This window comes from Sphingobacterium sp. Ag1, from assembly GCF_000988325.1.
GTDB lineage: Bacteria > Bacteroidota > Bacteroidia > Sphingobacteriales > Sphingobacteriaceae > Sphingobacterium.
The window spans coordinates 31,985-56,523 of sequence record NZ_LBGU01000043.1 but is presented as its reverse complement, the minus strand read 5'-3'; the positions used below and the strand labels follow the sequence as shown (position 1 = coordinate 56,523).

15 protein-coding genes and 1 riboswitch are annotated in these 24,539 nt (G+C 44.3%); of the genes, 2 read left to right on the top strand and 13 right to left on the bottom strand.

Going from position 1 to position 24,539, the window contains the following annotated elements; translation table 11 throughout:
• The first annotated feature begins 217 nt into the window (after window positions 1–217).
• Window positions 218–1,534 carry a TolC family protein gene (locus AAW12_RS17815; protein WP_197084084.1) on the top strand — a complete coding sequence of 439 codons (1,317 nt, stop codon included), beginning with the start codon at window positions 218–220 and terminating at the stop codon, window positions 1,532–1,534.
• Here the strand turns inward: AAW12_RS17815 and AAW12_RS17810 are convergent.
• The 4 genes from AAW12_RS17810 to AAW12_RS17795 form a co-directional block, all read right to left on the bottom strand.
• Window positions 1,531–3,108 (bottom strand): beta-carotene 15,15'-monooxygenase, encoded by a 1,578-nt coding sequence (locus AAW12_RS17810; protein WP_156167689.1) that lies wholly within the window; start codon window positions 3,106–3,108, stop codon window positions 1,531–1,533. The two genes, AAW12_RS17815 and AAW12_RS17810, sit on opposite strands and share 4 nt — an antisense overlap.
• A complete protein-coding gene (locus tag AAW12_RS17805) occupies window positions 3,108–4,169 on the bottom strand; it encodes an HlyD family secretion protein (protein ID WP_046675019.1) in 1,062 nt (353 codons plus the stop codon). Before AAW12_RS17805 ends, AAW12_RS17810 begins: the two co-directional genes overlap by 1 nt.
• A complete protein-coding gene (locus AAW12_RS17800) occupies window positions 4,169–5,446 on the bottom strand; it encodes a TolC family protein (RefSeq protein WP_046675018.1) in 1,278 nt (425 codons plus the stop codon). The genes AAW12_RS17805 and AAW12_RS17800 overlap by 1 nt, the downstream gene beginning before the upstream one ends.
• A gap of 265 nt (window positions 5,447–5,711) precedes the next feature.
• Window positions 5,712–6,482, bottom strand: a complete 771-nt coding sequence (locus AAW12_RS17795; RefSeq protein ID WP_046675017.1) for a DUF3050 domain-containing protein — start codon at window positions 6,480–6,482, stop codon at window positions 5,712–5,714.
• Between the two features lie 210 nt (window positions 6,483–6,692).
• A riboswitch (SAM-I-IV-variant riboswitch) is annotated at window positions 6,693–6,786 on the top strand.
• Window positions 6,787–6,852: 66 nt separating this feature from the next.
• On the opposite strand from AAW12_RS17795, the gene AAW12_RS17790 reads away from it, so the two are divergent.
• The gene (locus AAW12_RS17790) at window positions 6,853–7,116 is read left to right on the top strand and encodes a hypothetical protein (protein ID WP_046675016.1); all 264 of its coding nucleotides are present in this window, start codon (window positions 6,853–6,855) and stop codon (window positions 7,114–7,116) included.
• A 100-nt stretch (window positions 7,117–7,216) separates the two neighbouring features.
• Here AAW12_RS17790 and AAW12_RS17785 read toward each other — a convergent pair whose 3' ends face one another.
• The 9 genes from AAW12_RS17785 to AAW12_RS17745 form a co-directional block, all read right to left on the bottom strand.
• Window positions 7,217–8,734, bottom strand: a complete 1,518-nt coding sequence (locus tag AAW12_RS17785; RefSeq protein ID WP_046675015.1) for a RagB/SusD family nutrient uptake outer membrane protein — start codon at window positions 8,732–8,734, stop codon at window positions 7,217–7,219.
• A 5-nt stretch (window positions 8,735–8,739) separates the two neighbouring features.
• On the bottom strand, window positions 8,740–11,910 hold the full coding sequence (locus tag AAW12_RS17780; protein WP_053003787.1) for a SusC/RagA family TonB-linked outer membrane protein: 3,171 nt from the start codon (window positions 11,908–11,910) through the stop codon (window positions 8,740–8,742).
• A gap of 177 nt (window positions 11,911–12,087) precedes the next feature.
• Complete coding sequence (locus tag AAW12_RS17775) at window positions 12,088–14,070, bottom strand: sialate O-acetylesterase (protein ID WP_046675487.1); 1,983 nt, start codon at window positions 14,068–14,070, stop codon at window positions 12,088–12,090.
• 98 nt (window positions 14,071–14,168) lie between these two features.
• The gene (locus AAW12_RS17770; RefSeq protein WP_084823226.1) at window positions 14,169–16,367 is read right to left on the bottom strand and encodes an alpha-galactosidase; all 2,199 of its coding nucleotides are present in this window, start codon (window positions 16,365–16,367) and stop codon (window positions 14,169–14,171) included.
• A 12-nt stretch (window positions 16,368–16,379) separates the two neighbouring features.
• Window positions 16,380–18,608, bottom strand: a complete 2,229-nt coding sequence (locus AAW12_RS17765) for a glycosyl hydrolase family 95 catalytic domain-containing protein (protein ID WP_197084083.1) — start codon at window positions 18,606–18,608, stop codon at window positions 16,380–16,382.
• Between the two features lie 34 nt (window positions 18,609–18,642).
• Entirely contained in the window at window positions 18,643–20,238 is a 1,596-nt protein-coding gene (locus tag AAW12_RS17760) for a solute:sodium symporter family transporter (RefSeq protein WP_046675014.1), read from the bottom strand.
• A gap of 15 nt (window positions 20,239–20,253) precedes the next feature.
• Complete coding sequence (locus tag AAW12_RS17755) at window positions 20,254–21,294, bottom strand: GntR family transcriptional regulator (protein ID WP_046675013.1); 1,041 nt, start codon at window positions 21,292–21,294, stop codon at window positions 20,254–20,256.
• A gap of 13 nt (window positions 21,295–21,307) precedes the next feature.
• Window positions 21,308–23,329: a hypothetical protein gene (locus tag AAW12_RS17750; RefSeq protein WP_084823225.1), complete on the bottom strand. Its 2,022-nt coding sequence runs from the start codon at window positions 23,327–23,329 to the stop codon at window positions 21,308–21,310.
• An 11-nt stretch (window positions 23,330–23,340) separates the two neighbouring features.
• Window positions 23,341–24,519 carry a DUF4998 domain-containing protein gene (locus AAW12_RS17745; protein ID WP_046675011.1) on the bottom strand — a complete coding sequence of 393 codons (1,179 nt, stop codon included), beginning with the start codon at window positions 24,517–24,519 and terminating at the stop codon, window positions 23,341–23,343.
• Window positions 24,520–24,539: the final 20 nt, after the last annotated feature.

The following is a 24,539-nucleotide window of genomic DNA, read 5'->3' as shown; positions in this document are numbered from 1 at the left end:
GCTGTTTCGAATGGATTCAACCTGAACATTAAAAAGGTTTCAGCCAACCCTATACAGCAATCACATCCGCTGAGGGTCCACGCTAGTCAGGAAGCAGGGGGGCCAAACGGAATGCGCTTACGAATAGCCCGGGCTACTTATTTCATGTGTCAAGGAGCGCCCTCGTACTTTAATAAAAGAATCATTAAAACAGAACATTCAAAACACGTCGATGATCATGAACAAGCAACATATTTTAACAAAGAAAAGCTTTACCTTTTTTCTTTTTATACTCGCGCTATACCATACAGCAATCGCTCAGGATAGGAATAGCAGCGTGTCAGAAGTGACAGGGCAGCAACTCGACTATTCAAAATTCATCCATATAGTCGCTAAAAATAATCTGGGCTACGCCGCCGAAAAATTCAACCTCAGCATTGCTGAAGCCAATATCATTAGCGCCAGGGTATTTCCGGATCCTGAATTTAGTATGGGTATTTTTGATAATAGTGAACGTACAAAACAACTTGGCCGGGGCTATAATGCGGGAATTGCATGGACACTGGAGCTGGGGGCTAAACGAAAAGCACGGATAAACCTGGCCAAAGATGAAGCCGAAGTAACCCGTTTACTGCTCGCAGACTATTTCCGAAATTTACGTGCCGACGCTACACTTGCATTTTTAACAGCAAAGCAGCAGGCATTCCTGCTGAAAATAAACCAAAATTCCTATCAGCAACTTCGGCAATTGGCCATATCGGATAGTATTCGGTATCAATTGGGGAGCATCCCTGAAATTAATTTCCGTCAATCTAAACTGGAAGCCGCCAATATGCACAATACGTTGCTGGCAACAGAAGCTACCTGGAAATCCGCCCTTGCAAACCTCTCCCTGTTTATGGCAGATAGCTCCGTCACGACAACGGTGTTATCCCTGGATGCTTTCAACCATTTGGACCGTACCTACCACTTAGATGAACTGGTTAGAGTAGCCCAAAATGACCGCAGCGACCTAAAAGTTGCCCTGCAAAATAAACAGCTTTCAAAACGCCTGCTCCAATTGGCCCAAGCCAATCGGATAATAGATCTCGGGCTTTCAGTCGGCGTCACCTATAATGGTGAAGCGCGAAATGAAACCGCCCCAACGCCCCAGTTTACAGCTGTAAATGCAGGCATCTCCATTCCGCTCAAGTTCTCGAATTTTAACACAGGTGATCTGAAAGCTGCAAAATTTAAGATCGATCAAGATGAGATTGCCTATCAGGAAGTCCTTCTACGCATTCAGATCGAAGTTACACAAGCGTTCCTCTCCTACCAGGCCGCTCAAAAACAGGTACAGCTATTTGACAGCGCTATGCTATCGGAAGCAAAGGCAATTTTAGCAGGAAAGGTTTACAGCTATAAAAGAGGCGATACATCCCTACTGGAAGTTTTAAATGCCCAACGGACCTACAATGAAACCCAGCTTAGCTATTATGAAGCCCGTTACAATTATGCGATCGCCTTGGTCGAACTCCAACGTACAGCTGGAATATGGGATATTCAGGAGATCTAAGCTGGAGAAATTCTGTTTTTTCTTAGTTTCTTATACATGCTTTTCAAGGAAGGTGAAATCAGTATCAGCAAAAGTATGCTGATACTGATCATGGACATGATCTCATAATAATCCATGGCAAAACGCACAAAAGATTGGATCTTGATCCGCTCAGCAACGAGCTTTAAAGCCGCGGTATGTTCCTTATACTGCAGTCCATGCTGCAAAATGCTGACAGATTCCTGCTGCAGGTACTCCCGAAACAAAGGATTGTCCACTTCCGTTCGATCCCTAAACACCTGCTGGTGCTGGGCATGTTCAAACAGCTTGAAAAAATTCTGTAAACCGATACTACTCGTGTAGCCCAAGTACCGGATAGCGAGACAGATCGCTGCTGCAGAAGCCCCCAATTGAGGACTAACACTGGTAATGCAAAATAAGATGGTCGGTACCATGATAAGCCCTACTCCTAGTCCGTGTAAAACCAAAGGTATCCAAAAATGTGCGTCATTACCCTGCCCCTCAAAGGAGAAAAACATCCATTGGTGAAACAGCAGCAAGCAACAGAAGCCCAGAATCCAAATCCATTTTACGGGACGTTGCCCAAGCATCCAATACAATGAGCCCAGTACACCGGCGACAATACCAGCAATATTAAACCATTGGATATAGGACAAATGAATGGGATCAAGTTGAATAACCTGTACGAGATATTGATTTGAGATGGTCAGGGAGAAGCGCTCGATATACATCATATACAAAATCAACAGTCCCAAGAGAAAATTTCTGTTTTTAAAAATCGTCAAATGCACATAAACACGTTTGAGAACCATTTGTCGAACAATAAAAAGAATAAGCAGCGTCATCCCCAGCGCGAATACAATAAGTAGCTGCTGATCGTTAAACCAATACACTTCCTGTCCATACACCATTAGATAGCCAAAACTGACGATCACAAGGCTATAGAAAATACAGCTCGCCCAGTCTAATGAAAACAGGGGGTAAGGACGTATATGCCGTATGGAGCGCATCGTTAGCATAATGAGCAATAAACCCGGTACAAATGATAATGCAGCGTATAGATAGAGCTGATCAAAATTGAATGAATCGATAAATTCAGCCGTAACGAATGTATTAAAAGGTGAGCTACATAATAGTAAGCCGAAAAAGACAGCGTAACTCACTTCCTTGGCCCGATCACTTTTCAACCTGGAAAATATCATGGAGATCGATAAGTTTACGGCAGAAGCAAACAACATTCCTTGAAAAAAACGCAGCCCATATACCCAGCTGATATCCCTGATACTGTACATCAAAAAGCAATTCAATAGCTGTAGCAGATGAAAGATAATATAGTACAGCTTAATGGGAAAGTATAAAAAAAAGCGTCGTTCCAACACGTAGAATCCGACAAAACCTGCATAAAACAAAATGATCAGAAACTGGATGTCACTGGGTTGCGCCCCATAAAATCCAGCAGAGACATTTGTGTTGGCCCCCGGCAGGAAAAATAAGACCATACTCGGCATTAAACTGCTGAACAGGATAAGCTTGATCAACCACTCCGGCACCCACTCCTTAAAAATACCTTTCACTATTGCTGTTTTTTTGATACCGAGACATTTACATTCATTCCCGAAAGAAGCTGTTGAGCTCCCCTTTGCTTATCCAGCTCAATGCGAACAGGTACGCGTTGTACAATCTTCACAAAGTTGCCCGTTGCATTATCTGGCGGTAAAAGGGAGAAAGCTGATCCTGTAGCCGGGGAGATGGAAATAATTTTGCCATAAAATTTCTGATCCGGATAGGCATCCGCCACCACCTCCACCCTATTGCCAAGATGCAAATAGCGCAACTGTGTTTCCTTAAAATTAGCCGTCACCCAGGTTGGGGTTTCTCTATTGACGATAAAGCCCAAAACTTCACCAGCACTTATCATTTGACCTTTTTCAATGGTGCGTTTGCCAATCTGCCCATCGTAGGGTGCGCGAATAACGGTATACCCAACATCAAGCCGCTTGCGACCAACGGCTGCAGTCAAACGAACGCGCTCGGCATCAACGACACCTTTTTTCATGTCCACGTCGTGCACCCTTTCCTGTGAAGCCTGCAATTTATGTTTTAACGAAGCCAGTTCACTCTTGTAGACATCCAAAGTCGCTTTTACATCCTCCAGTTGCTGTGCTGTTGCAGACTTTTCTTGAAACAGGTAATTGTATCGATCATACTCCAATTGTTGTTTCGTTACACGTGCCTCACCAGCAGCAATGGATGTCCGCAAAGATTCGTGCTCTGCCTGGAGGATTTCTTTTTGACTATGAAGAACATTGATCTCTGCTGCTTCCTTATTGACGGATGCAGCTACCTGATCCGCCTCATATTTATATTCCTTATTATCAATAAGCAATAGGGTATCACCTCGTTTAACCAATTGGTGATCGTGATAATGCACGGAAACCACATAACCTCCTACGCGGGAAACAATGGGATTGATGTACTGTGTTACTTGCGCATCATTGGTGTAGGTATACCGCACGCGCATCCATAAGGTGTTAGCGCCCCATAACAATAATGCCAACAAGACAATTGCGGCCAACCAGTTGGTGATTCGAGTGAGTTGTGCTTCCACAACTGTTCTGCGTGATTTAGGTTTCATTAGATAGTACCCTTCAAAAATTCGATAAAATAATAATGTTTCTGTAGCGCAATATGTGCGGTTTCAAGATCAAAAAGTGTTTTTAAGTATTGCATATCCGCGTCTAGAAGATCTGTAATCAGCGCCGATGATTTAAAATACCTGTTCTTTATAATCCGTGCATTTTCCAGTGCCAGTGCCTTATTGTTTTGGCAGACGTCCTGCTGCTTGATCGCCAATTGATAATCCAAGAGGGCCTGTAACAACTGATTTTCCAGAATTTCCTCCTCATGATGGTGTTTCACCTGTTGCCGGTCCAGGGCTATTTGTGCTCCGCGCACCACATTCCTATTGAGATAAATAGCTGATATTGGTATGTTTAATTTAAGCCCTGTAATACTCAGATTATACCAGCTGGGGTTATAGGGATAAAGGAAAACCTGGGGATTGGCAAAGGTAAATGTGCTGGTCAACCCCAATTCAGGAAGATAATTTGATCGGGCCTGTTTGACTGATAATTTCTTCAAAACAACTTCCTGTTCGGATTTTTGGAGGGAAAAAGCATGGCTTCGCGCTTCGGCAACAAGCGTTTCATAACTGGGGCTTTCCACTTTAAAAGGCTCGCTCAAGGGGATAATCTCCGCTGTAATGCCTCCAATAAGCTGCAGTTTCTGATTTGCAGCCTGAATATCATGACCGATCTGAACGAGCAACAGTTCCCGTTTCGAAAGTTCTAACGAAATACGCAAAACGTCACTGTGCAAGACAACACCCGCCGTATACAGATGTTCAATCTCCTGGAGTTGCACCCGTTGATCAGCAATATCCTGCTCGATTAGAGATTTATTACTATACGACAGTTCCAAGTCCAAAAAAAGATTGCAAACCTCCAATTTCGTCTGCGCCGCCGCATTCTTCCAATCGATCCGGGCCAGCTCATTTTCCAATTTTTTGGACTCAATTTTCATCAGATCGCGATGCCCATTGTAGAGATTCAGATAAAAATCCAAACCGCTATCGTACAAGTAGTGAATGATATCATGCTGGGAGGGTTTATTTAAAAGACCTTGATCATAAACAGGCATATTACTCGCATAACTGGCAGAAGCTCTGGCGAAGATTTTGGGCAGCAGCTCCATGCGTTGCTGCTGGACTGCCACCTCACTTTCTTTGAGCTGCAAATAGGACTGCTCGACGTATTTACTGTTCTGGAGTGCTTTGTCGATCATGTCTTTCAGGGACATACGCAAAGAATCGAGGGCGAAGGTGTCCGAAATAGTGAATACTAACAATCCCATAGTTAGTATTCCTTTTGCCCAATAGGGAGGAAAAAAGTTCACGTGTGCTCTATTATTTTTTTGCGTTGCAAACTTAGACACTTATTACAACTTGGATTTCTTCACAAACGCCAATATGTTATGGAAAAAAGACATTTTTTCATCAATTCAAAGAAAAAGACCAATATCTGCCAAATAGGGTTTGCGCTACTCTTTTTTACAGCCTATAAAAAAAGCCTCTCAAATGTTGATTTGAGAGGCCTTTCGGGGATGGTATAAAACCAGATTATCCGTATAAAGAATCTTCTATTGCATTCCACAATTGTATTCTTTTTTGTAGCGCGATTTTACTGATCTCCTTCATTTCTGCCCATTTAACGTCATCGTCCTTCGCAAGATCTGTGATCATCTGCATGGCCAAAGGTCCGTGCTCGTCGCCGTCCAGATCAATATGACGCTGGAAATAATAAATAAAGCTATCCAGATTGGCTGTAGGGAAATTTGTTTTAATTTCTTCCAAGATAGAGGTAAACATTCCCGGAATAAGATCTTCACGCCCGAACGTAAAGGCGGCAGCAATTTTATGCACCTCACCTTCAGCAATCACTTCAAATGTAAAATTCAAAAAGTCTTTGATCCGCTTATCCAATGTCGTCGTCGCGATGACATCGAATATGTCGCTCGATTTTTTGGCATGACCGATAAATTTATTGACCAGATGAAGATCGGCACCCATGGCATCCATGGCGTCCAGATACATTTCAAAATGGCTCAAACGGCGGCCATCAATGTATTCGTCCGACTCCTCTGCCAATACAATTTCGTTGATCAGATAGCGTGTTGATGGATGCTCGCTCGCAAACCAGGGTAAAGTCGTACAGGTCAATTTAATCTGTAAAGCTTTTAGTAAAGACATAAAATCCCATACAGCGTAAACATGCCCTTCTGTAAAAGAACGTAGATTCTTGATCGTTTTGATCTTACGATACAAAGGGTGTTGCAATAATACCTCGCGTTCGGCAGCAATGTATTCATTAATTTCCGCAATTCTATTCATGGCGCAAAAGTATCGTCTTATCTTTATTTTTTAAAGTATTTTAAATGAGATTACAGTAGCATGATAAATTTACCGTCCAGCTATCCGCTTCATAACCAAATCAAAAACAACAACCTGCCCCCACTTTGACCTCCCTTGTACTGATTTTAACGCTCATTTACCCGTAAAAACAAAAATATTTTTTATAATAAAAAATAATCTACTATATTTGTAGAGTATTCAGAATTGCATGATGCAATACCAACCGAGTGCAGGCACCGCGGTGGTAAATTAATACGGGTTTCGACCAAAATAAACGTTGCAGAACGATTATTTTCCCACAAAGATCTGGATACAGTTTATGGTTTAATCCTTTAAATTTTTAAATTGTATGGCTACTACAACAAATCTTTACCAACACTTACTGGAAAAATTCAGTTATTATTCAACGGATGAACTCATACAGCTTAACAATGACACCATCTTAGGACAAGGCTGGGGATCATCAAAAGCTACCTTTAGAACAGCTTTGATCAGTACGTTCTCCAAAAGAGGACTGGATCTTTCCAACATCGTTTCTAAGGAAGACGGTTTTACCTCGGTGAAGCATGTCCCTGTACGCTTGGAACAGAATGTGTTGATCCCTTTACAGTAATCGTTATCACCGCCAAAAATAGCGCGCATCGAAAAGATTTCGTGCGCGCTGCTGTGGTTGGTTTAGGAAATTGCCGATCAGAAGAAGGCAAAAAGTCTTGTTATTTATAGTTTGGATTCTGAATCAGTATCCCTGCGCTTTTTTCAATTTCTGTTTGTGGTAATGGCCAGCGATAGAATTTATCTTCGAAATGATAGGGCACTTTACTGTCTTTGACCCCATTGAGTACTTCACCCGCGATATGCCAACGAATCAGGTCGTAATGCCGTAGTCCTTCAAAAGCAAGTTCGACTCTTCTTTCGTGGCGGATACGCTCGCGCATCTTTTCCTTGGTATAACCGGCAGGGAACCCTGGCATCTGAACCCGACTCCGCAAAGTATTCATGGTATCATAAACCGATTGATCTGGCCCGGCTATTTCATTTTGTGCTTCGGCGTACATCAACAACACCTCGCCAAACCGCAGTATAACCGCATCTTGTTGGCTCAATGTTGAAAAACCAAAAGGTAGGTTGGCCGGATCCAAAAATTTCAACACCCCATAACCTGTAGGCCGCGGATTGGACGGTGTATGGATCTTACCGCCGCCAAAATCAGGATGATCCACAAAAATTGTTTTGCTCAGGCGCGGATCCCTATCTTTGAACGGGTTGGTTCGGTCGGTCAACGGTGATTCACCAAAAGGCAAACCATCTTTGCATTCATAGGTATCCACCAGGTTTTGTAAAGGCGAAGCAGCAATCCAATCGCCTAGGTACATGTCCCAAGGGGCAGTATTATTCGGTGCCAGAAAATTGACCGAAAAGATAATCTCGGTATTATTCTTTTGTGTCGCATCGCGAAAGACATTTTCAAAAGCCGTACTCAGGGTATACTCTTTCATGATATCGGTACATAAGTCTTTTACCTCTTTCAAAATTGCTAAATCGGGCACTCCTTTGTCACCATAAGCCGCAAACAATAAAACCCGTGCTTTCAAGGCTTTTGCTGAACTGGCGGCCGCATGCCCCCCATTATTGAAATAAGGTTTAGGCGCTAAGTTGGCGATCCCAAAATCCAGATCAGCTCGAATCTGTTTTAGTATATTCTCTGCACTTTCCTTTGGCTGACGCTGATTCTCCAGATTCAATGAAACCAATACAAGCGGCACTTCGCCATAGATACTGTACAATTGGAAATAAACGAAAGCACGGATAAAGCGGGCTTCAGCTTCCATTTTCTTTTTCTCTGCATCGTTTATGTCTGCCCCTGCATAGCTTTGTAATTTCTCGATCAAACGATTTGCTCTGCCTATCGCTACGTATGCATCATTATAGATACCGGTTTCGTAGCCACCCGTTGTTGGATTTAAATTGCCGCCAACGATTTCGTTGACGCTACCTGAATTGAACTGATTATAGCCATTGTCGGTCAGACAGTCCCGAAAAGGCATCCCATAAGAGAACGTCTCACTCTGCAACGACGCGTATACACCGGCCAAGGCATTATCAAAATCCGATTTTTTGCTAAAATAGTTGTCCGAAGCAATCTGATCCAAAGGATTGAGGTCCAAGGCACTGTTACAGGAACCCAAAAATAGTCCGGATAATAGCAACGCTGTTATAAATTTCTTTTTCATAGCACTTAAAAATTAACTTGTACACCAAATGAATAAATCTTGTTTTGCGGATATTGCACGAGGTCACCATTTCCATAGCGCTCAGGATCCAGGCCCTTAAATTTGGTTGCAGTCACAAGGTTATCACCCGAAAAATAAACCCGTAGGCGGTCAATTTTATATTTTTTCAATAGCCCATCAGGTAAAGTGTATCCCAATACAAGGTTTTTCAACCGGAAGTATGAAGCATCCTGTATAAAATAGCTGGAAGCTCGACTGAATTTCTCCGGAGCGCTCCAACCCCAATAAATACGGGGCATTGTAGTCGAAGGATTTTCAGGTGTCCAACGGTCTAACCAATCTTTTGTCGGTGGGCTACCCTGTACAAAAGGAGTTACACCCCAGCCCGAAACATAAGATTTGACACCATATACCCCTTGTAATAGGGCCGAAAAGTCAAAGCCCTTAAAACTTGCACTTAGATTAAAACTATAGTTCAACTTTGGATCTACACCCGCAATAATTGTTCTGTCGTTCGCATCTATTTTTCCGTCCCCATTGACATCCCGGTACTTGAGATCTCCTGGCAATGTATTGTCATTAAACTGCTTAGGCGAACTAGCGACTTCTTGTTCCGATTGGAATATACCCATGACTTCGTAGGTATAAAAACTGTCCATCGCGTAGCCGTTTTTCTTGACTGTATAGCCCCCGATTTCCGGTTCGCCAAATTTCACCAGCTTGTTTTTGAAACGATCGAGGTTTGCACCTAGCTGATAGCGTAACCCTTCCAATGCTCCCGTAGTAATCTGACTACGATAAGTAATTCCCAATTCAAGACCTTTATTCTCGACAATTCCATCATTGACGTAAGGTGCTCCCAAACCAACGATTGCAGTAATCTGTGACTGCCTAAGGATATCAGTCGTTCTCTTTTTGTACCAGTCAAAGGTGATATCTAAATTTTTAAACAGACTTAAGTCCAACCCCACATCGGTCATCGTTGTTGTTTCCCATTTGATAATCGGGTTGTTTAATCCCTGTTGAGCAACACCGGAATTTAGCGTACTATTGTCAAAAGAGTAATTTCCGGTAAGTCCCAATACGGGTTGATACGGATAGTTACCGGTATTCTGATTTCCAAGTTGGCCCCAGGATCCACGGATCTTCAAATTATCCAGCCAACCCGACGCAAATTCCTTGACAAACGATTCCTCAGATACACGCCAGCCTGCAGAGAAAGAAGGGAATACTGCCCAGCGATTCTTACCATAGAATTTCGAACTACCATCGTAACGCATATTGGCTTCTAAGAGGTATTTTCCTTGGTAATCATAGTTCAATCGGCCGAAATAAGAAATCAATGCCCATTGGTTGGCTGTTCCGTTTGCCCGTTGAATATCCGATCCACCGGCATTTAATTCCGTTAAGGTATCATCGACAAAATTCTGTCTGAAACCCTGGAGGTAGGTATACTTACTTTTTTCAATACTATATCCGGCCTGCGCTTTGAGGTGGTGGGCCCCAAACGCACGATCGTAGTTCAGGTAAGTAAATAAATTGGTGTATATCGTTTGCTGATCCTGATCTGTAAGGCCCTTGCCAAGATCCAATGTTGTTCCCAGCGTACCCGTGTGGTAGTAATATTCATCCAAGGTCGATTTATAATCCTTGTACTTGTCCATATTGAAATTATAGGCACCTTTGGTGTACCAGGAAAGACCTTTAAACAGTTGTACTTCCATCCAGGCCTGCAAATTAGCCGCATAATCATCGGTATTGTAGGTGAATTTCCGATCCAATACGGCCATAGGATTTTTATTGTTGTACTCCCAGTCGTAAGCTTTGTACGTATATCGCCCGCTACCATCCGGCAAAAATGGCCCATAAGTTGGCGCCTGCGACATGGCCGACAGGAACAAGTCTTTGGATCCACCCGGAATAGATTCGGTATGTCCTGTTTTGAGCAAGATATTTGTTCCGAATTTAATCCCGTCCGAGATTTTGGTCGTCAGATTGAGCCGGGCGGAATAACGGTCGTAGTTAAAACCTTTGATCATTCCATCCTGATTGACGTAGCCCAAACCAACATTAAAGGTTGTCTTCTCGTTTCCGCCCTGGATACCAAGATTATGCGTGTAGGTCGGTTTAGTTTGGAAAATAAGCCCCAGCCAGTCCGTATTTGGATATTTTACAGGATCGTTGCTATTGCGATAGGCAGCGATCACATCGGCGGGATATAGGCCATCGTTGAGATTGGAATTCTTACGCGCTTCATTGTATAATTCCATATACTGCGCCGAATTAGTGATCAGATCAAACATTTTCGTAGGCTTATAGATACCCACATTACCGTCATACTGCACGGTTGTTTTCCCTGATTTCCCCTGTTTTGTGGTGATCAAAATAACACCATTTGCCGCGCGGGATCCATAAATCGCTGCAGATGCCGCATCCTTAAGTACACTGACATTTTCGATATCATTGGGATTGACATCCGAAAATTTGCCTTGTACACCGTCGATCAACACCAAAGGATCCGATCCGGCACCACTAAAAGTTCCCTTACCACGAATGCGGATGGATACACCTTCATTGCCTGGTTCTCCCGAGCCCTGGTTGATTTGTACGCCCGGTATTGCGCCCTGCAGCATGGAAGCTGTATTGACAACGGGCCGTTTGATCATATCTTTGCCGCTCACTGTAGCCACGGCACCTGTTAGGTTTACTTTCTTTTGCGTACCATAACCAACGACAACGACTTCCTCTAAACTTGAAGATGAGTTATTTAGCACAACATCCAATTGTTGGCCGTTGCCATTGAAAACGACCTCCCTTGTTTCAAAACCCACGGATGAAAACAGCAGGACGGCTCCGACATCGACGGACTTGAATTCATAGTCGCCCAACCCGTTTGTTTTTGTTTCTACAGCCGAATTTTTAACCTTTACTGTAACGCCTTCAATCGGTTTTCCATCGCTATCCTTTACCTTTCCTTTCACAGCATGCTGGAACATGCCTAATTTATTATATGCCGCATGCGGTGTGTTCTCCGGTAATCGGCCAGCTGTTGTCCATAACGATTTTGCAGACCCCGCAGTTGGTACCGCAATCGAAAGACAAAGTGCCATAATACTGACTTCTGGAACAAATGACACCCGTTTTTCGGGCCACTGTCTTGTCTTTTTTGTGTTCATTGTTTACTGTAGTTATGTATAAAATAGTTCTTGATTAATATTTTAGGGGCAAAGAGATCCCTTATCATGCAAAAAATTGCATAATCATAATTCGTTTAGACGCGATATTTTCTAATTACTTCTTACGTATACGATAGGCTCTCCAATTATGGTTCATAAGGGGATGGTTTACATCGGTTATTTATCCCAGCTATCGGTACGGAACGGAGAAGCGGGTAATCCAGCATCGTTATAGAGTACCAAATCCGGGTTATCGGCCCATCCGTAACGCACTGCGACGGGTGACGGTACTTCTTTGGCAGATACGATCAACTTATTTCCGACCTGTTTGAGTTCTGCAGGATAAAAGACCTGATCGGCACCAGCAATAGTAAAGCTAGCATTGCGTTTATCCGCTCCTTTCAGCACAAGCTTTTTGCCCATGGGATTAAAGCTAAGTTGCATTTCTGCAGCTTTTGTCGTCCAATGCGCGAGAACCGGGCCCGAATAAGGGATTTTTTTGCCATACAGCTGCGCTGTTGCGATCCAGCCAAGCCTTCTACCGACATCCTGCTTATTTTTGGGGTGAATATCCTGAGCATCGCCGATATCCGTTATAACAGCCATACCTGTGTAAGGCAATTTGAGTGTTTGGCGCTGCGCTTCCCGTAATCTCGCCCAGGAAGAAGGCTGCGGTGTTAAACTTTTCGCCTTAAAGTTGGCCAGTTGAACAAAATAAAAAGGCATCTTTTCATTGTTCCATTGCTTGCGCCAGTCCTGAATCAGTGCGGGCAGCAGTTGCTGATAGGGAGCGTCTTTTGAATCCGCGTTACTTTCTCCCTGGTACCAAATGGCACCTTTTATCTTAAAATCCACAAAAGGCTTCACCATGGCGTTGTAGAGCACAGTAGGCCTATTAGGGCCTTCCATGGCGTTAGGTTTTGTGGGCAGCTTCGCCAGATCATAACCCACTTTGCATTTCCAGTCTCCCACGAGAGATAGTTGTTCGCCATTTGGTCCTTCCAGTCGCGGCTGCTCTGTACCGCCATATATTCCGCCATCGCCGGCTCCGTCAAATACGCGAACAGCAATATGCAATAGGCTGCCATTGTTGGCTGTTGCAGGAACAGTATATTTCCGAATCTGATCGTAGCCGACAGTTTCGCCCACCTTTGTACCATTGACATAGGTGATGTCGTTGTCATCAATTGCTCCCAAAATCAACTTAAGAGGTTTACCTTCCCAATGTGCCGGTAGTTCAACGTCTTTGCCAAAATAAACGACACCATCCATTCCTGGAAATAGGTTACAGTCAAAAAAGCTCGGAATTGTAATCGTAGACCAGCTGCTTTTATCCAATTGTGGCGCAAACCACTCGCCCTGCGTTGCTGTCTTCACCTGATCCTGCTGTTCGGCGACGCGATTCCATTCGGCCAGCTCTTTCGCATAGATTTCCTGTGCATCCGGACGTTGGATTTTCTCAATGGCCGCCGTATAGGTTGAAAAAGGTGAAAGTGCCTCCCGGCTCATCCAGGCTTCAATGATTGTTCCGCCCCAGGAAGAGTGGATCAGCCCAATGGGAATGCCTGTTTTCTCGTAGATTTCCCGTGCAAAAAAATAGGCCGTAGCCGAAAACTCCGGAATACGTTCTGGTGTCACCGCATTCCATCCACCAGACTCCACCTTCACTGCTGTGGTAGGTTGATTGGCCGTAGCTTTTGGAATCTGCACAATACGAATATTGGGAAAGTTGGCTGCTTTGATTTCCTGCTCAAAATTATTGATCTTACCCCAGCCCGCTAGCGGCATTTCCATATTTGACTGTCCTGAACAAAACCAGACTTCACCGATCAAAATATTCTTTAGGATCAATTGATCACCATCGTTGATGGTAATTTGGTAGGGTCCACCGTATTTTGGCGTCTCCAGATAGACTTGCCAGCCTCCTTGCTGATCGACCTCAACCTGATAGCTCTTGTTGTTCCAGCTGCTATTTACGCTAAGTTGCTTGCCCGCTGCGGTACTAGTTCCCCAGATCTTGACCTTTTCTTTCTGCTGTAGTACCATATTGTCGCCAATAAAAGCAGGCAGCAATACTTTGGCCTGTAGGACAGAAAATCCACTGGCAACGCTGAGTAGCAGGGCCAACAAAGTCCGTTTATACTGTTTAGGTTTTATCATGATTTTTGAATTTGTTGCTCCATTGGGTTTATACATTTGGCGCATCCGAAGTCCAGACTGTTGAAGTCAGCGCTTCGGATATGCCACTCTTATTTTTTTTAAAGTGCCGATATTTTCAGTAAAACACTGGGACGGTTGCTATTCAGGTCTGGATTTACGCCAACTTTCATCAGGTAGTCGCCCGAATAGGTTTGTCCCTGGCCTAAGCTCGACTTGGTTCCCGGATACAAGTTGATTTCCTCCACCCGATATTGCTTTTGGGCATCCAGTCCTTTTAGACGGACAGGATCGGTTGTTCCGATACCATAGCGGTTATTGACCAGGTAGTTGAAGACGACAGCTTCTGTTTTTTGGCTATTCACGTAGCTAAGGGCGGCAAAGTCACCTTCACGTGGATCGGCCAGACGATACTGCTCTCCGTGCCATATTGTCCCTTTAAGCGCGTCGTAATTCTTTACCGCCTGCTGGCAGAATAACAGATCCTGTTCTTTCAGGTGGCTCACCACAATATCAAAACCCAGTTTGCCCATCATGGCTACATCCGTGCGGAATTTGAGGGACTGTTTTCCCCAGTCAGTCACATGGTTTGAAGTGCTGATTGCCGGGAAAAAGTACGAATACTCGTACTGCATAAAAATACGCTCCAAAGGGTCTGTATTGTCCGAAGGCCAAAATTCGGTAAAGTACCGAAGTGCCGCATAGTCCACACGACCACCCCCGCCTGAACATAACATCATCGGCACTTTCGGATATTTCGAACGTATACGTTCAAGGACTTTATACAGTCCTTCCACATACGAGATATAGAATGCCCCCTGATCCTTTAAAAATGCAGAATGCGCATTGTAAATAACCGCATTGCAGTCCCATTTGATATATGCCAAAGATGGATTCTTGGTAAAAAGATCATCCAGAATATTAAAAACAAAATCCTGTACCTTGGGGTTCGTCAGATCCAGGATCAACTGGTTGCGGAAGTAATGTTCTTCACGCAGTGGTTGTTTGACGACCCAATCTGGATGTTGTTCGTAGAGTTCGGATTTGGGGCTCACCATTTCAGGTTCTACCCAGATACCGAGTTTAACCCCCTGCTTGGTTGCTTCTTCCACGAGTGTCGCGATACCATTGGGCAGTTTTGTCCGGTTTGGTTGCCAGTCTCCCAGACTGGAGTGATCGCTGTTACGCGGATATTTATTTCCAAACCAGCCGTCATCCAATAAAAATAGATCTACGCCTAATTTCTTGGTATCCTGGAGTAAACCTTTTAATTTTTGTTCATTAAAATCAAAGTAGGTCGCCTCCCAATTGTTGAGTAAAGTCAGGCGTTCGCCATTTCCATCCAGCAGCTGATATTTACGGGCCCAATTGTGCAGATTTCGGGAGGCGGTGCCTTTTCCCTTTGTCGATAAGGTATAAATCAACTTGGGTGTTGTAAACTCCTGGTTGCTGGCTAATTTTACATTGGAAGCATAGTTATTTATTCCGGCGATGATACGTAGGTTATTGAGGTAATCCACTTCAAAATCCACCTTAAAATTTCCACTATACCCCAGGCTTGCCATCAATACTGTTCCTTCATCTTCGGATGCAGCCTTACCCAGTGACACCATAAAGGAAGGTGGCTGGAATAAATTCGCCCGTGTTCCGAGCTTACTGTCCAGCACTTTAATGCCATGTGTTAACGGAGCCTCGTCCACCTGCATTTCTTTTGCCCAGTCGCCATGGTACTGCCGTAGCCAATACGCGTTGGAGCGTAGGGTGAGGTTGGCCGAAGCAAATTTTTCCAGCGTGACGACTTTCTTTTCCTTATTTTGGATGGTTGCCCACTGCTCAATGATATCCTCATTCAAAAACGATTTGTAGTGTAAAACGACATAAATATCGTATACCGGATCTTTTAGGGTAATATCAAGCTGTTTGACATTCGCATCAACGTTTTTCACCGCATGCTTTTCATAGCGTAGGTCCAGGGAGCGGTTACCATCGGCATGAACGACAATGATGGCGGGTTCCAGTAGGTTTTTTGAACCTGAAGGGGTATAAGCTGCGTTGGAGAGGCCACTATAATCTGTCAATTGCCTATAACCGCTTGCAATGGTCGAGTACTCTTTTGAATCAGTCAATTTTTCACCGTAATAGAGCATTTTCAGTGTTTTCGTGGAATCGTACTCCAACACAAGGGCATTCGATCTGGTTTCAATAGGAATCTGTTTGGACTGCGCCTGTGCCTCCAGATGGACAAGCCCCTGGGTCATCAAAAGCCCGAGTACAACATGTTTAAAATGATGGGTTGGCATATATAAATAGATTTAGGATTTGTTTACGAACTTGACTATTTTGTTTGCTTTCAATTGAATCTTGTAAAGGTATTTACCATTGATTTCCTGCTGTGGGCTGAGACCTGCCAATTGGGAAGGACTCAATACCTGAATCGTTTGATCTTGCGGCGAAGAAAGGCTGAGCTGCGTAATGCTGCTGTTATTCCATTCCATCTTTTCGATGTGTACATTGCCCCGGGCTTTGAGCCCCTTGACCGTTCCGGCCGACCAGCGATCAGGCAGAGCAGGAAGTAATTCCAGCACATCCGTTTGCGATTGCAGCAATAGTTCACTCACAGCAGCCACATAGCCCAGGTTACCATCGATCTGAAAGGGTGGATGGGCGCATAAAAGATTGGCATAAACGCCGCCGCCATTGTTGTAATCAATACCATCGCCGCCAACGAGGTTAATGAAATTGGTCAGGATTTTATAGGCATGATTCCCATCCTGCAAGCGGGCCCAAAAAGCCACCTTCCAGGCCATAGACCAACCCGTGGATTCATCGCCACGCGCGGTGAGGGTAACTCGTGCAGCTTTGGCCAGTTCCGGTGTTTTTAAAACAGAGAATTGATTACCGGGATAAAGACCAAAGAGATGGGACACATGGCGATGCTTGTCCTGCGGATCATCACGATCCGTTTCCCACTCCTGCAGCTGTCCCCATTTGCCGATTTTGGGTTTGAGCAGCGCATCGCGAAGTGCCGTGATATGTTTACGGTAATCGGCGTCCAACTTCAAAATTGTGCTTGCCTGGATGTAGTTGCTAAAGAGATCGTAAATAATTTGGTGGTCATAGCTCACGGCATCCTCGGTCGGACCATGTTCCGGCGACCAGCCCTTTGGCGCCACCACAGTTCCGTCTGCTCTTCGAACCAGACGATCATCCCAAAACTCACTTATTTCTTTTAAAATCGGATACGCAAATTCGCGTAGGTATTTCTCGTCTTTGTTAAAGGCATAATGTTCCCACAGTGCCTGCGCATACCAGGCACTTCCCGGCGTATTCCAAAGAAAGCTCTCCCCACCAAAAATATTATTTTCGGTCTTTACAGTCCAGCCCCTGACGCCCGGAAATTCCTTTTGTGTATTTATTTTTTTCACGGCACGCATGCTATTGATATAATCGAGGTAAGGCCAGGCCGACTCACTCAGATTGGCCACTTCCGCAGGCCAATAATTCATCTGCACATTGATATTGGAATGGTAATCAGAGCGCCATGGTGGATTGTTGCTGTTGTTCCACAATCCTTGCAGGTTTGCAGGCAAACCGCCTTTTCGGGAAGAGCTGATCAGGAGATAACGTCCATATTGGTAGACCAGTGCTTCAAGAGCTGGGATCGGCTGTTTTTTATAGGCCTCCAACAGCACTTTTGTTGTTTGCTTACTGTCCAGCTGGCTATGGTCGAGATCAAGCGCCACCCGGTTAAACAGCGCTGTATAGTCTGCAAGGTGCCGTGCCAGCAGCTTATTTACGCCATATTTTTCCGCTTGCTGCAGATTACGCTCGTTAACCTTCATCGGTTCTTCGGCCGACTTCCATTTGGTGGCCCGAGTATTGGCATAATCAGTTGCGGCACTCAGCAGCAGAACAAGGCGATCGGCAGATTTTACGCTAAGGACAGCCCGTCCTTTTTCATCTGTTGTTCTGGAAAGTGAACCACCTACGATCTGCACACGTACCTGCGCGGCATAGCGCATACCATTGTCGAGCATTCCCTGAAACGCAAGCTTACCATCCGCCACCTCTACCGCCTGCCCATGTGCATCCTGAAGTACAATCTGGGCATTGAGTTTACCTTTTTTACTGTTTGTATACTCAAATACCATAACCTGGTCGGGCTGGCTGGCAAAATAGCGCCGGTTGATCTGCTGTCCATCCTGCTGATAGGCTATTTCATGCAGCCCTTTATCTAAGTTTAACTTTCGGCTGTAAGAAGAATACGATGAATCGGCCCCTTGTTCAAAGCGAACAAAAAGATCACCAAAAGCCTGGTAGGCCCCTGTTTCCTGTTCATCACCTGTCCAAAGGCTATTTTCATTAAATTGAATATGTTCTTGCTGAACACCGCCAAAGATCATGGCTCCTATTCGTCCATTTCCGATCGGATAAGCTTCGGTCATCCAATCTTTTGCAGGTCGATCATCCCATAGATAATACCGTTGGGCGTAGGAAGTGCCAAAACAAATGGTCAAAAGTATTAAGAGAACGTATTTCATTTTTGTGTGCATCAACATAGCGGTTTATACGATTTTATTGAGCAATGCCCAAGGGTGAAAAAATAAGATAGATGACAATCATCAGGACAATCAGCATTGCCCCCACGCCATAGCGGCCTTTCCAATAGGCTTCTTTATGCTGGCCGGAAAATTCAAATTGATACGTTGACCGATAATCGGGTTGGCTCAATTTACTTCCTCCCCAGATAAGCAGTGAAATCAGCAAAAAAAGCACAGCGAATAGATGGAGATAATGCAATTCTGTTTTCCAGACAAACACCAGAAAAAAATAACTGAACATGTACAAAAACAGCCCAATTTGTGCCATGCGCGGTGTCACACGGCGGGATAAGATCCCCAAGATCATAATGGTGAAAATGGGCATATTAAATAAACCCGATACGGTCTGCAAATAGGTATAAAATCCATCGTGGGCAAAAAGGATAAAAGGGGCAATAAACATTGCTGAAATTGAAATGATCAATTCGAACAATTTCCCTTTTCGCACCAATTCCTTTTCACTGTATGGTCTCTTTTTATAAGCCAGATAGGGTTTGTAAATATTAAAAATAAATAAACTGCCGCAGCTTTGCAGCCCGGCGGTGTACGTTGTCATCGCCGCACCAAAGACCAAGGCCAAGGAAAAACCAATCAGGATATCGGGGAAAATTAAAACAATAAGTTTCGGAAAAACAGAAGCCGTAGGCTGTACATGCGGCAACAGATGCACAGCCAAAAGCCCCGGCAGATTGATCAGCAAGGGCATAAGGAGCTTACCACCCGCAGCCAAGGTCATCCCTTTTTGGGCCTCCTTTAAATTCTTAGCACTTAGGGCCTGCTGTGCAATATAGGGTTCCATCCCCCAGTAATAGAAATTGATCAGCAGCATCCCGGTAAATAAGGTCGAAAATGGGACCGCATCCTGCTTTCCGCCAACCGCATTGAGGTGTTCCTTTTTTTCATGCAGTAGCTGCGTCAGGCCAAACCAGACATCCCCAGCACCTAGGTGCCAAAGCGCAAAGACAGGAATGAGCACCGCAAGTAAAAACAGACATAAACCCAAACTTAAATCCGATAAGGAGATCAGCTTGAGACCACCCAAAATACTGTATAAACTACCGATCACGCCTAAGGCCCATACCAGCAGCCAGATGCTCTGCCAGTACGTAATATGCAAGAGCGCCGGAACATCAAACATGGTCGCCAGGCTCAAGGCTCCACCGTACAATACAGGAGGCAGCAAATTGACGATATAACCAATCAAGATGAGGATCGAAACCAATATTTTTGTTTTGCTGTCAAATCGCAGTGCCAAGAAATCCGGAACCGTCCGAAAGCCATGCTTAAAATAAATAGGCAGCAGAAATTCCGACACCAAAAGCATGGCCACAACCGAACTAACGCCCCAGCCGATGACTGAAAGATTATTGATATAAACCGATTCGTTTTCACCGATAAACTGGTTGGCGCTCAAGTTTGTCAACAGCAAGGCCGAACCTACCATCCAAAAGCTATTGCTCTTTCCGGCCAGAAAGAAACCATTAAGCGTGGTGGAATAGGTGGTCTTAAATTTCCATAAAGACCATAACGCAACCAAGCCAGTAAAAAGACAAAAACTAAAAATTATCATCGTAAAACTTCCTTTTTATACCGAGCCTCGATCCGCCAAGGTTGTCGGCACCACTTCCCGAATCACTGTTCTTTCGAGCACAAACTTGGCGGCTTCGGAACCAATCCGTGCAAAACTCGTCGAAAAGGTCGTGATACCACCGCTGATAATCTCCTTAATGACATCATCATTATGGGATAAAATCCCCAGATCCTCACCCAAAATCCAGCCCTTTTGAAGCACCTCTTTTAACATCTGATAGAGCTCCGGATTATGAATGGTAAAATACAGTTTCCCCTTTTTTAGATCGCCCACATGGTATTGCTTTTCGATACGTCCTTTTAGCTTATAGTCTTTCAGAAAGCGTAAGAAAGCATTTTTGATTTCATTGGGTTCGGCTGTATTCTCCCTAAAATAGAAGATCACTTCCTTATACTTTTTGATCTTTGGATGGAGCTCTTGAAACACGGCGTAAGTCGCTTCTTCAAATTCCTGAGCGACATAAGAATATTCTGCACCCAGATCCATCAGCCGATCGATAATCAATAGTTTTGATACCGGAATATTGCGTAACAAACGCTCAGAATCGGCATTTTCAATCGGCGCGACAATATATACTGTATAGCGACCTTGTATGCGGTTAAAGATATCCTCAAAGGTTTCCATATTGTTGTGATGGAAAAAAAGATCGACCGTCACTTCTTCCGGAAGATTGGCCCGTAATTCAGACACCAAGGTATCCTGAAAAGTATCGTAAGCATATAGCAACACGGCAACTTTCTGTTTCAACTGGGTGTTATTGCTGACGACAAAATATCCTTTTCTATTTTTGGATTCCACCACGCCATGGGCGATCAGGTCGCGGTAAGCTTTGGCGAAAGTTTCCCGAGCGTAGCCGAGGTATTGAATCAGGTTATTGACGGATGGTAAACTGGAATGTACCTCCAATTCACTGGCGTCAATGGCATCCAATACGCCCTGCACAATACATTCATGTTTCGAAAGCCCGTTTAAAGCTTCCAATCGTTTGATCCGATCGATCAACGCTTTAAACTGTTCTTCTTTGGTTATCTTCATATGTTATTATTAACTAAAGAGCAATCTTAAGTAATTTTGCTCCTGCTTGCTCAAAGGCAATGGAATTTTTAGCAGTAAATTCCTGCGCTGTTTTTTCAAATAGCTCCACGGCCTTATATGTTGTATTTGGCATCAGGCCAATCTGTTTAAAATCTATATTTATCGTTGCTGGGGCTGTATGGTAATTAAATACCGCCACATACAGCGTTTTTCCTATCTTTTTGTAATAATACGTATTTGCCGCTTTTCCTTCGACAAATCCTGCAGGACGGAAGCTTTTACCATCGGCTATAATTTTTAAAATTTCGGGATCCTGCAGATAGTGATTCATCTTAGGCTGCCAGTTTTCTTTCTTGGAGAGATCGTCGCCAAGGATAATGGTGCCCGTTACCACACCTGAAAGCAATCTGGCCTTATTCACTTCTGGGCTTTCATCATGAAAGACAAGATGGTCGGCATCGATAAAATCATAAAGATAAGTTTGCCACCAACCGTAGCTCACACTATTTAAAGTATACTGTGTTTGGTCGATCGTCTTCCAGGCGTCGCAGGCTATCCTGCGCATGTGTGCAAATTGAGCTGTCGCCAAGGAAGGTGAAATCGCAGCATAGATCAACATTTTACCTTGGAGTACGTCGACGAGATGTTTCATCCCCACAGCATAAGCCTGCATACCCGTCTGAATTTTTTGATCGTAAAAACCTGTGGATTCGATTGCTGCGTGAGAAAGGAAATCAACTTTGATCATACGGAAACCACAGTCGACCAATTTCCCTAAGATTACATCCATACGAGCCAACGTACCGGGATGCGTCGGATCAAGAGCCCGACCGCCATCTAAATTGTGGTAGCCTTTTTGGGTTTTGGTCCAGAGCTGTCCGAAGGTAAACTGGCTCCCCTCGGCTTTGCGGTCGGGGCCACTTCCATGCCCCCAATCCGTGAAGGGTGCCCAATAAACACCTGGTTTAAGTCCCAGGGAGTCACAATAACGTACAAATTGTTTCAATTGTGTATAATCTCCAGACATCCCTCCCGGCGTCATATTGTCCCAAAAGGAATCCAAATCAATAAAGGCTTCACCATCAGCGTTGCGGAAATAAGGAATGTCCTTGGCAAAATAGTCTGCGGTGCCCGTAGCATTCTTAAAATTCAGTTTTTCCTGGATTACACCCCAGCTGTTCCAACCAACAGGTGTTGCTCCTTGCCAAGATTTCACATAGGCCGGCGATAGTTTCCGATGGATCTTGGCAAAGTTTTCCAGTCCAGTACGCCAATCCTTGTCACAGGATACCAGGTATTTTGGGGAACGGATCACATCGCCTTTGACGGCCCCATGCGCCATGGAATCACGTGTGATATTCACATCCGTAAAGCCTGCCCTTACAGCGAGGTGACTGTATTGTCCTTGTGCCCCTTGGATAGCAATGCCCGATTTCCAAACAGATTGATCCAATGAACCAATCAAAAGACCTTTGCCGCTGTCCTTATCGTACACAACGCCGACCTCGGCACTATGCTTACTATCCCTTGCAAGGGCATTGTTCTCATAGGAAATAAAGGTATCGTTATCAAAAGGAACCGCCAGCTGATACAAGGATTTTCCCAGGCCGCCAACCGAAGCATTTGACCAGATAGGCACAAGTTCATTGCTAGCCAAGTTTTTACCCTTAACTTCCAGTTCCAGGATAACACCATCTATCCCGTCGTAGAAATAAAAACGCTGCAGCAATGTGATGCCCTGCTGGGTCTTAACCGAAATGGTATACTGCATACCTTTGCCCAAATTGTCCTGGATGGGCTTTTCGGTCACGCTGCGGGGCCCTGTCAATTTATCCGTACTAATTTTTTGTCCATTAGCAAGCGCCAAATAGGCACTTGCTTGTTGTATATAGGCGACTTGATCTTTACTTAAGGAATACGTTCCATGCGCTTTATTGTACGTTAATGTTATCCCGTTTTTCCTGACCTGAAAAGGCTGCGCGGATACCATGAAAGTACATAACATAAAACTTAGTGCGAAAATAACTGTCTTCATTCTGCTTGATATTATTGTAAATTGATTTGAAACGCGTTAATCTTCATGTAATGGTCGGGTTGAAAATTGACCAGCATCCCTATATTGACCGTCACCTTTTCTTTGATTTCAAAATAAACACCATCTGATTTAACATCAGCATGGGCCATTGCCTGTTGAATCTGCTCAAGATCTGGAATGCCGCTGTTTGCTTTGCTAACAACCAGTTTTGCTGGCGGTTGATCATAATTTGTCCAGGATAAGTTACAAAAAAAACGATATTTACCGGGCAATAAGGTTACTTTTTGCTCTATTTTTCCATTTACGATAGCCGGAGCTCCCCAGCCGGCTTCAATGTTGACTACACCGCCATCGTCCGATCCAAAACCACCGTAACCGTTGTGGTTTTTCATGGCGGCATTGGTGATCCAATTGTCCAAAACTCCCCAGCGGTTACCGTCATAGACCGTCGCTGTAAATGGTGTTTTGTAATTCTGCAGGTACCAAGGCGTAATATTATCCTTTTTTATAGCCAATTTGGTCGATTTGACCATAAAGGTATCAATCGCCGAACTATCTGGTCTGAACACCGTGCGATAGGAAACTTCGGCACCCGGAAGATAGCGTTGAAGACCTATCTTTTCATCCTGATTTTTAGCGCGCACGACGGTATCTGTGGTGCCACCATCCCAATTTCTATACGCTATACGCAGTCCATCAAAGCCCATGGTTTCTGATACATTTTGCAAACCCAATTGCAGTTGCTGTCCAACAATAAAATTCTGTTCGAGTACCACACGTTGGTAAAGTCCTTCCCGATAACGATCGCCATACACATTCCCCACCACATAGGTCGGAACAGAAAAGCGTCCTGCGGCATCCACACTACGAATTTCTAAATTTATGGGTCCTTCAGGCAGTTTGTCGATTAAATAACGCACGGTATCGACCTTACCCGTCAGTTTGACCGGTATTTTCATCGAATCTTGCTTACTGTTCCAATAGATACGTAGCTCAGAAACACCCGAGGAAGCCCTATAGACCCCTTCTACCTGGATACGGTATTTTCCCGAACGAACTCTAATCGAATCCAACTTTGCCGGGTAGATAATTGCTTTCCCATCCGTGTGCTCGGTAAACTCATCCATTTTGGAACAAGCTGCCAACAGCGCCACGATAAATAAGGACAGCAATACGATATATCTTTTCATAACTTTTGCTTTTTAAATTG

What these genes read in the sequence shown, in the direction of transcription:
- AAW12_RS17815 (WP_197084084.1), top strand. Translation starts at nt 218, where the DNA reads ATGAACAAGCAACATATTTTAACAAAGAAAAGCTTTACCTTTTTTCTT.
- AAW12_RS17805 (WP_046675019.1), bottom strand. Translation starts at nt 4,169, where the DNA reads ATGAAACCTAAATCACGCAGAACAGTTGTGGAAGCACAACTCACTCGA.
- AAW12_RS17800 (WP_046675018.1), bottom strand. Translation starts at nt 5,446, where the DNA reads ATGGGATTGTTAGTATTCACTATTTCGGACACCTTCGCCCTCGATTCT.
- AAW12_RS17795 (WP_046675017.1), bottom strand. Translation starts at nt 6,482, where the DNA reads ATGAATAGAATTGCGGAAATTAATGAATACATTGCTGCCGAACGCGAG.
- AAW12_RS17790 (WP_046675016.1), top strand. Translation starts at nt 6,853, where the DNA reads ATGGCTACTACAACAAATCTTTACCAACACTTACTGGAAAAATTCAGT.
- AAW12_RS17785 (WP_046675015.1), bottom strand. Translation starts at nt 8,734, where the DNA reads ATGAAAAAGAAATTTATAACAGCGTTGCTATTATCCGGACTATTTTTG.
- AAW12_RS17780 (WP_053003787.1), bottom strand. Translation starts at nt 11,910, where the DNA reads ATGAACACAAAAAAGACAAGACAGTGGCCCGAAAAACGGGTGTCATTT.
- AAW12_RS17775 (WP_046675487.1), bottom strand. Translation starts at nt 14,070, where the DNA reads ATGATAAAACCTAAACAGTATAAACGGACTTTGTTGGCCCTGCTACTC.
- AAW12_RS17770 (WP_084823226.1), bottom strand. Translation starts at nt 16,367, where the DNA reads ATGCCAACCCATCATTTTAAACATGTTGTACTCGGGCTTTTGATGACC.
- AAW12_RS17765 (WP_197084083.1), bottom strand. Translation starts at nt 18,608, where the DNA reads ATGAAATACGTTCTCTTAATACTTTTGACCATTTGTTTTGGCACTTCC.
- AAW12_RS17760 (WP_046675014.1), bottom strand. Translation starts at nt 20,238, where the DNA reads ATGATAATTTTTAGTTTTTGTCTTTTTACTGGCTTGGTTGCGTTATGG.
- AAW12_RS17755 (WP_046675013.1), bottom strand. Translation starts at nt 21,294, where the DNA reads ATGAAGATAACCAAAGAAGAACAGTTTAAAGCGTTGATCGATCGGATC.
- AAW12_RS17750 (WP_084823225.1), bottom strand. Translation starts at nt 23,329, where the DNA reads ATGAAGACAGTTATTTTCGCACTAAGTTTTATGTTATGTACTTTCATG.
- AAW12_RS17745 (WP_046675011.1), bottom strand. Translation starts at nt 24,519, where the DNA reads ATGAAAAGATATATCGTATTGCTGTCCTTATTTATCGTGGCGCTGTTG.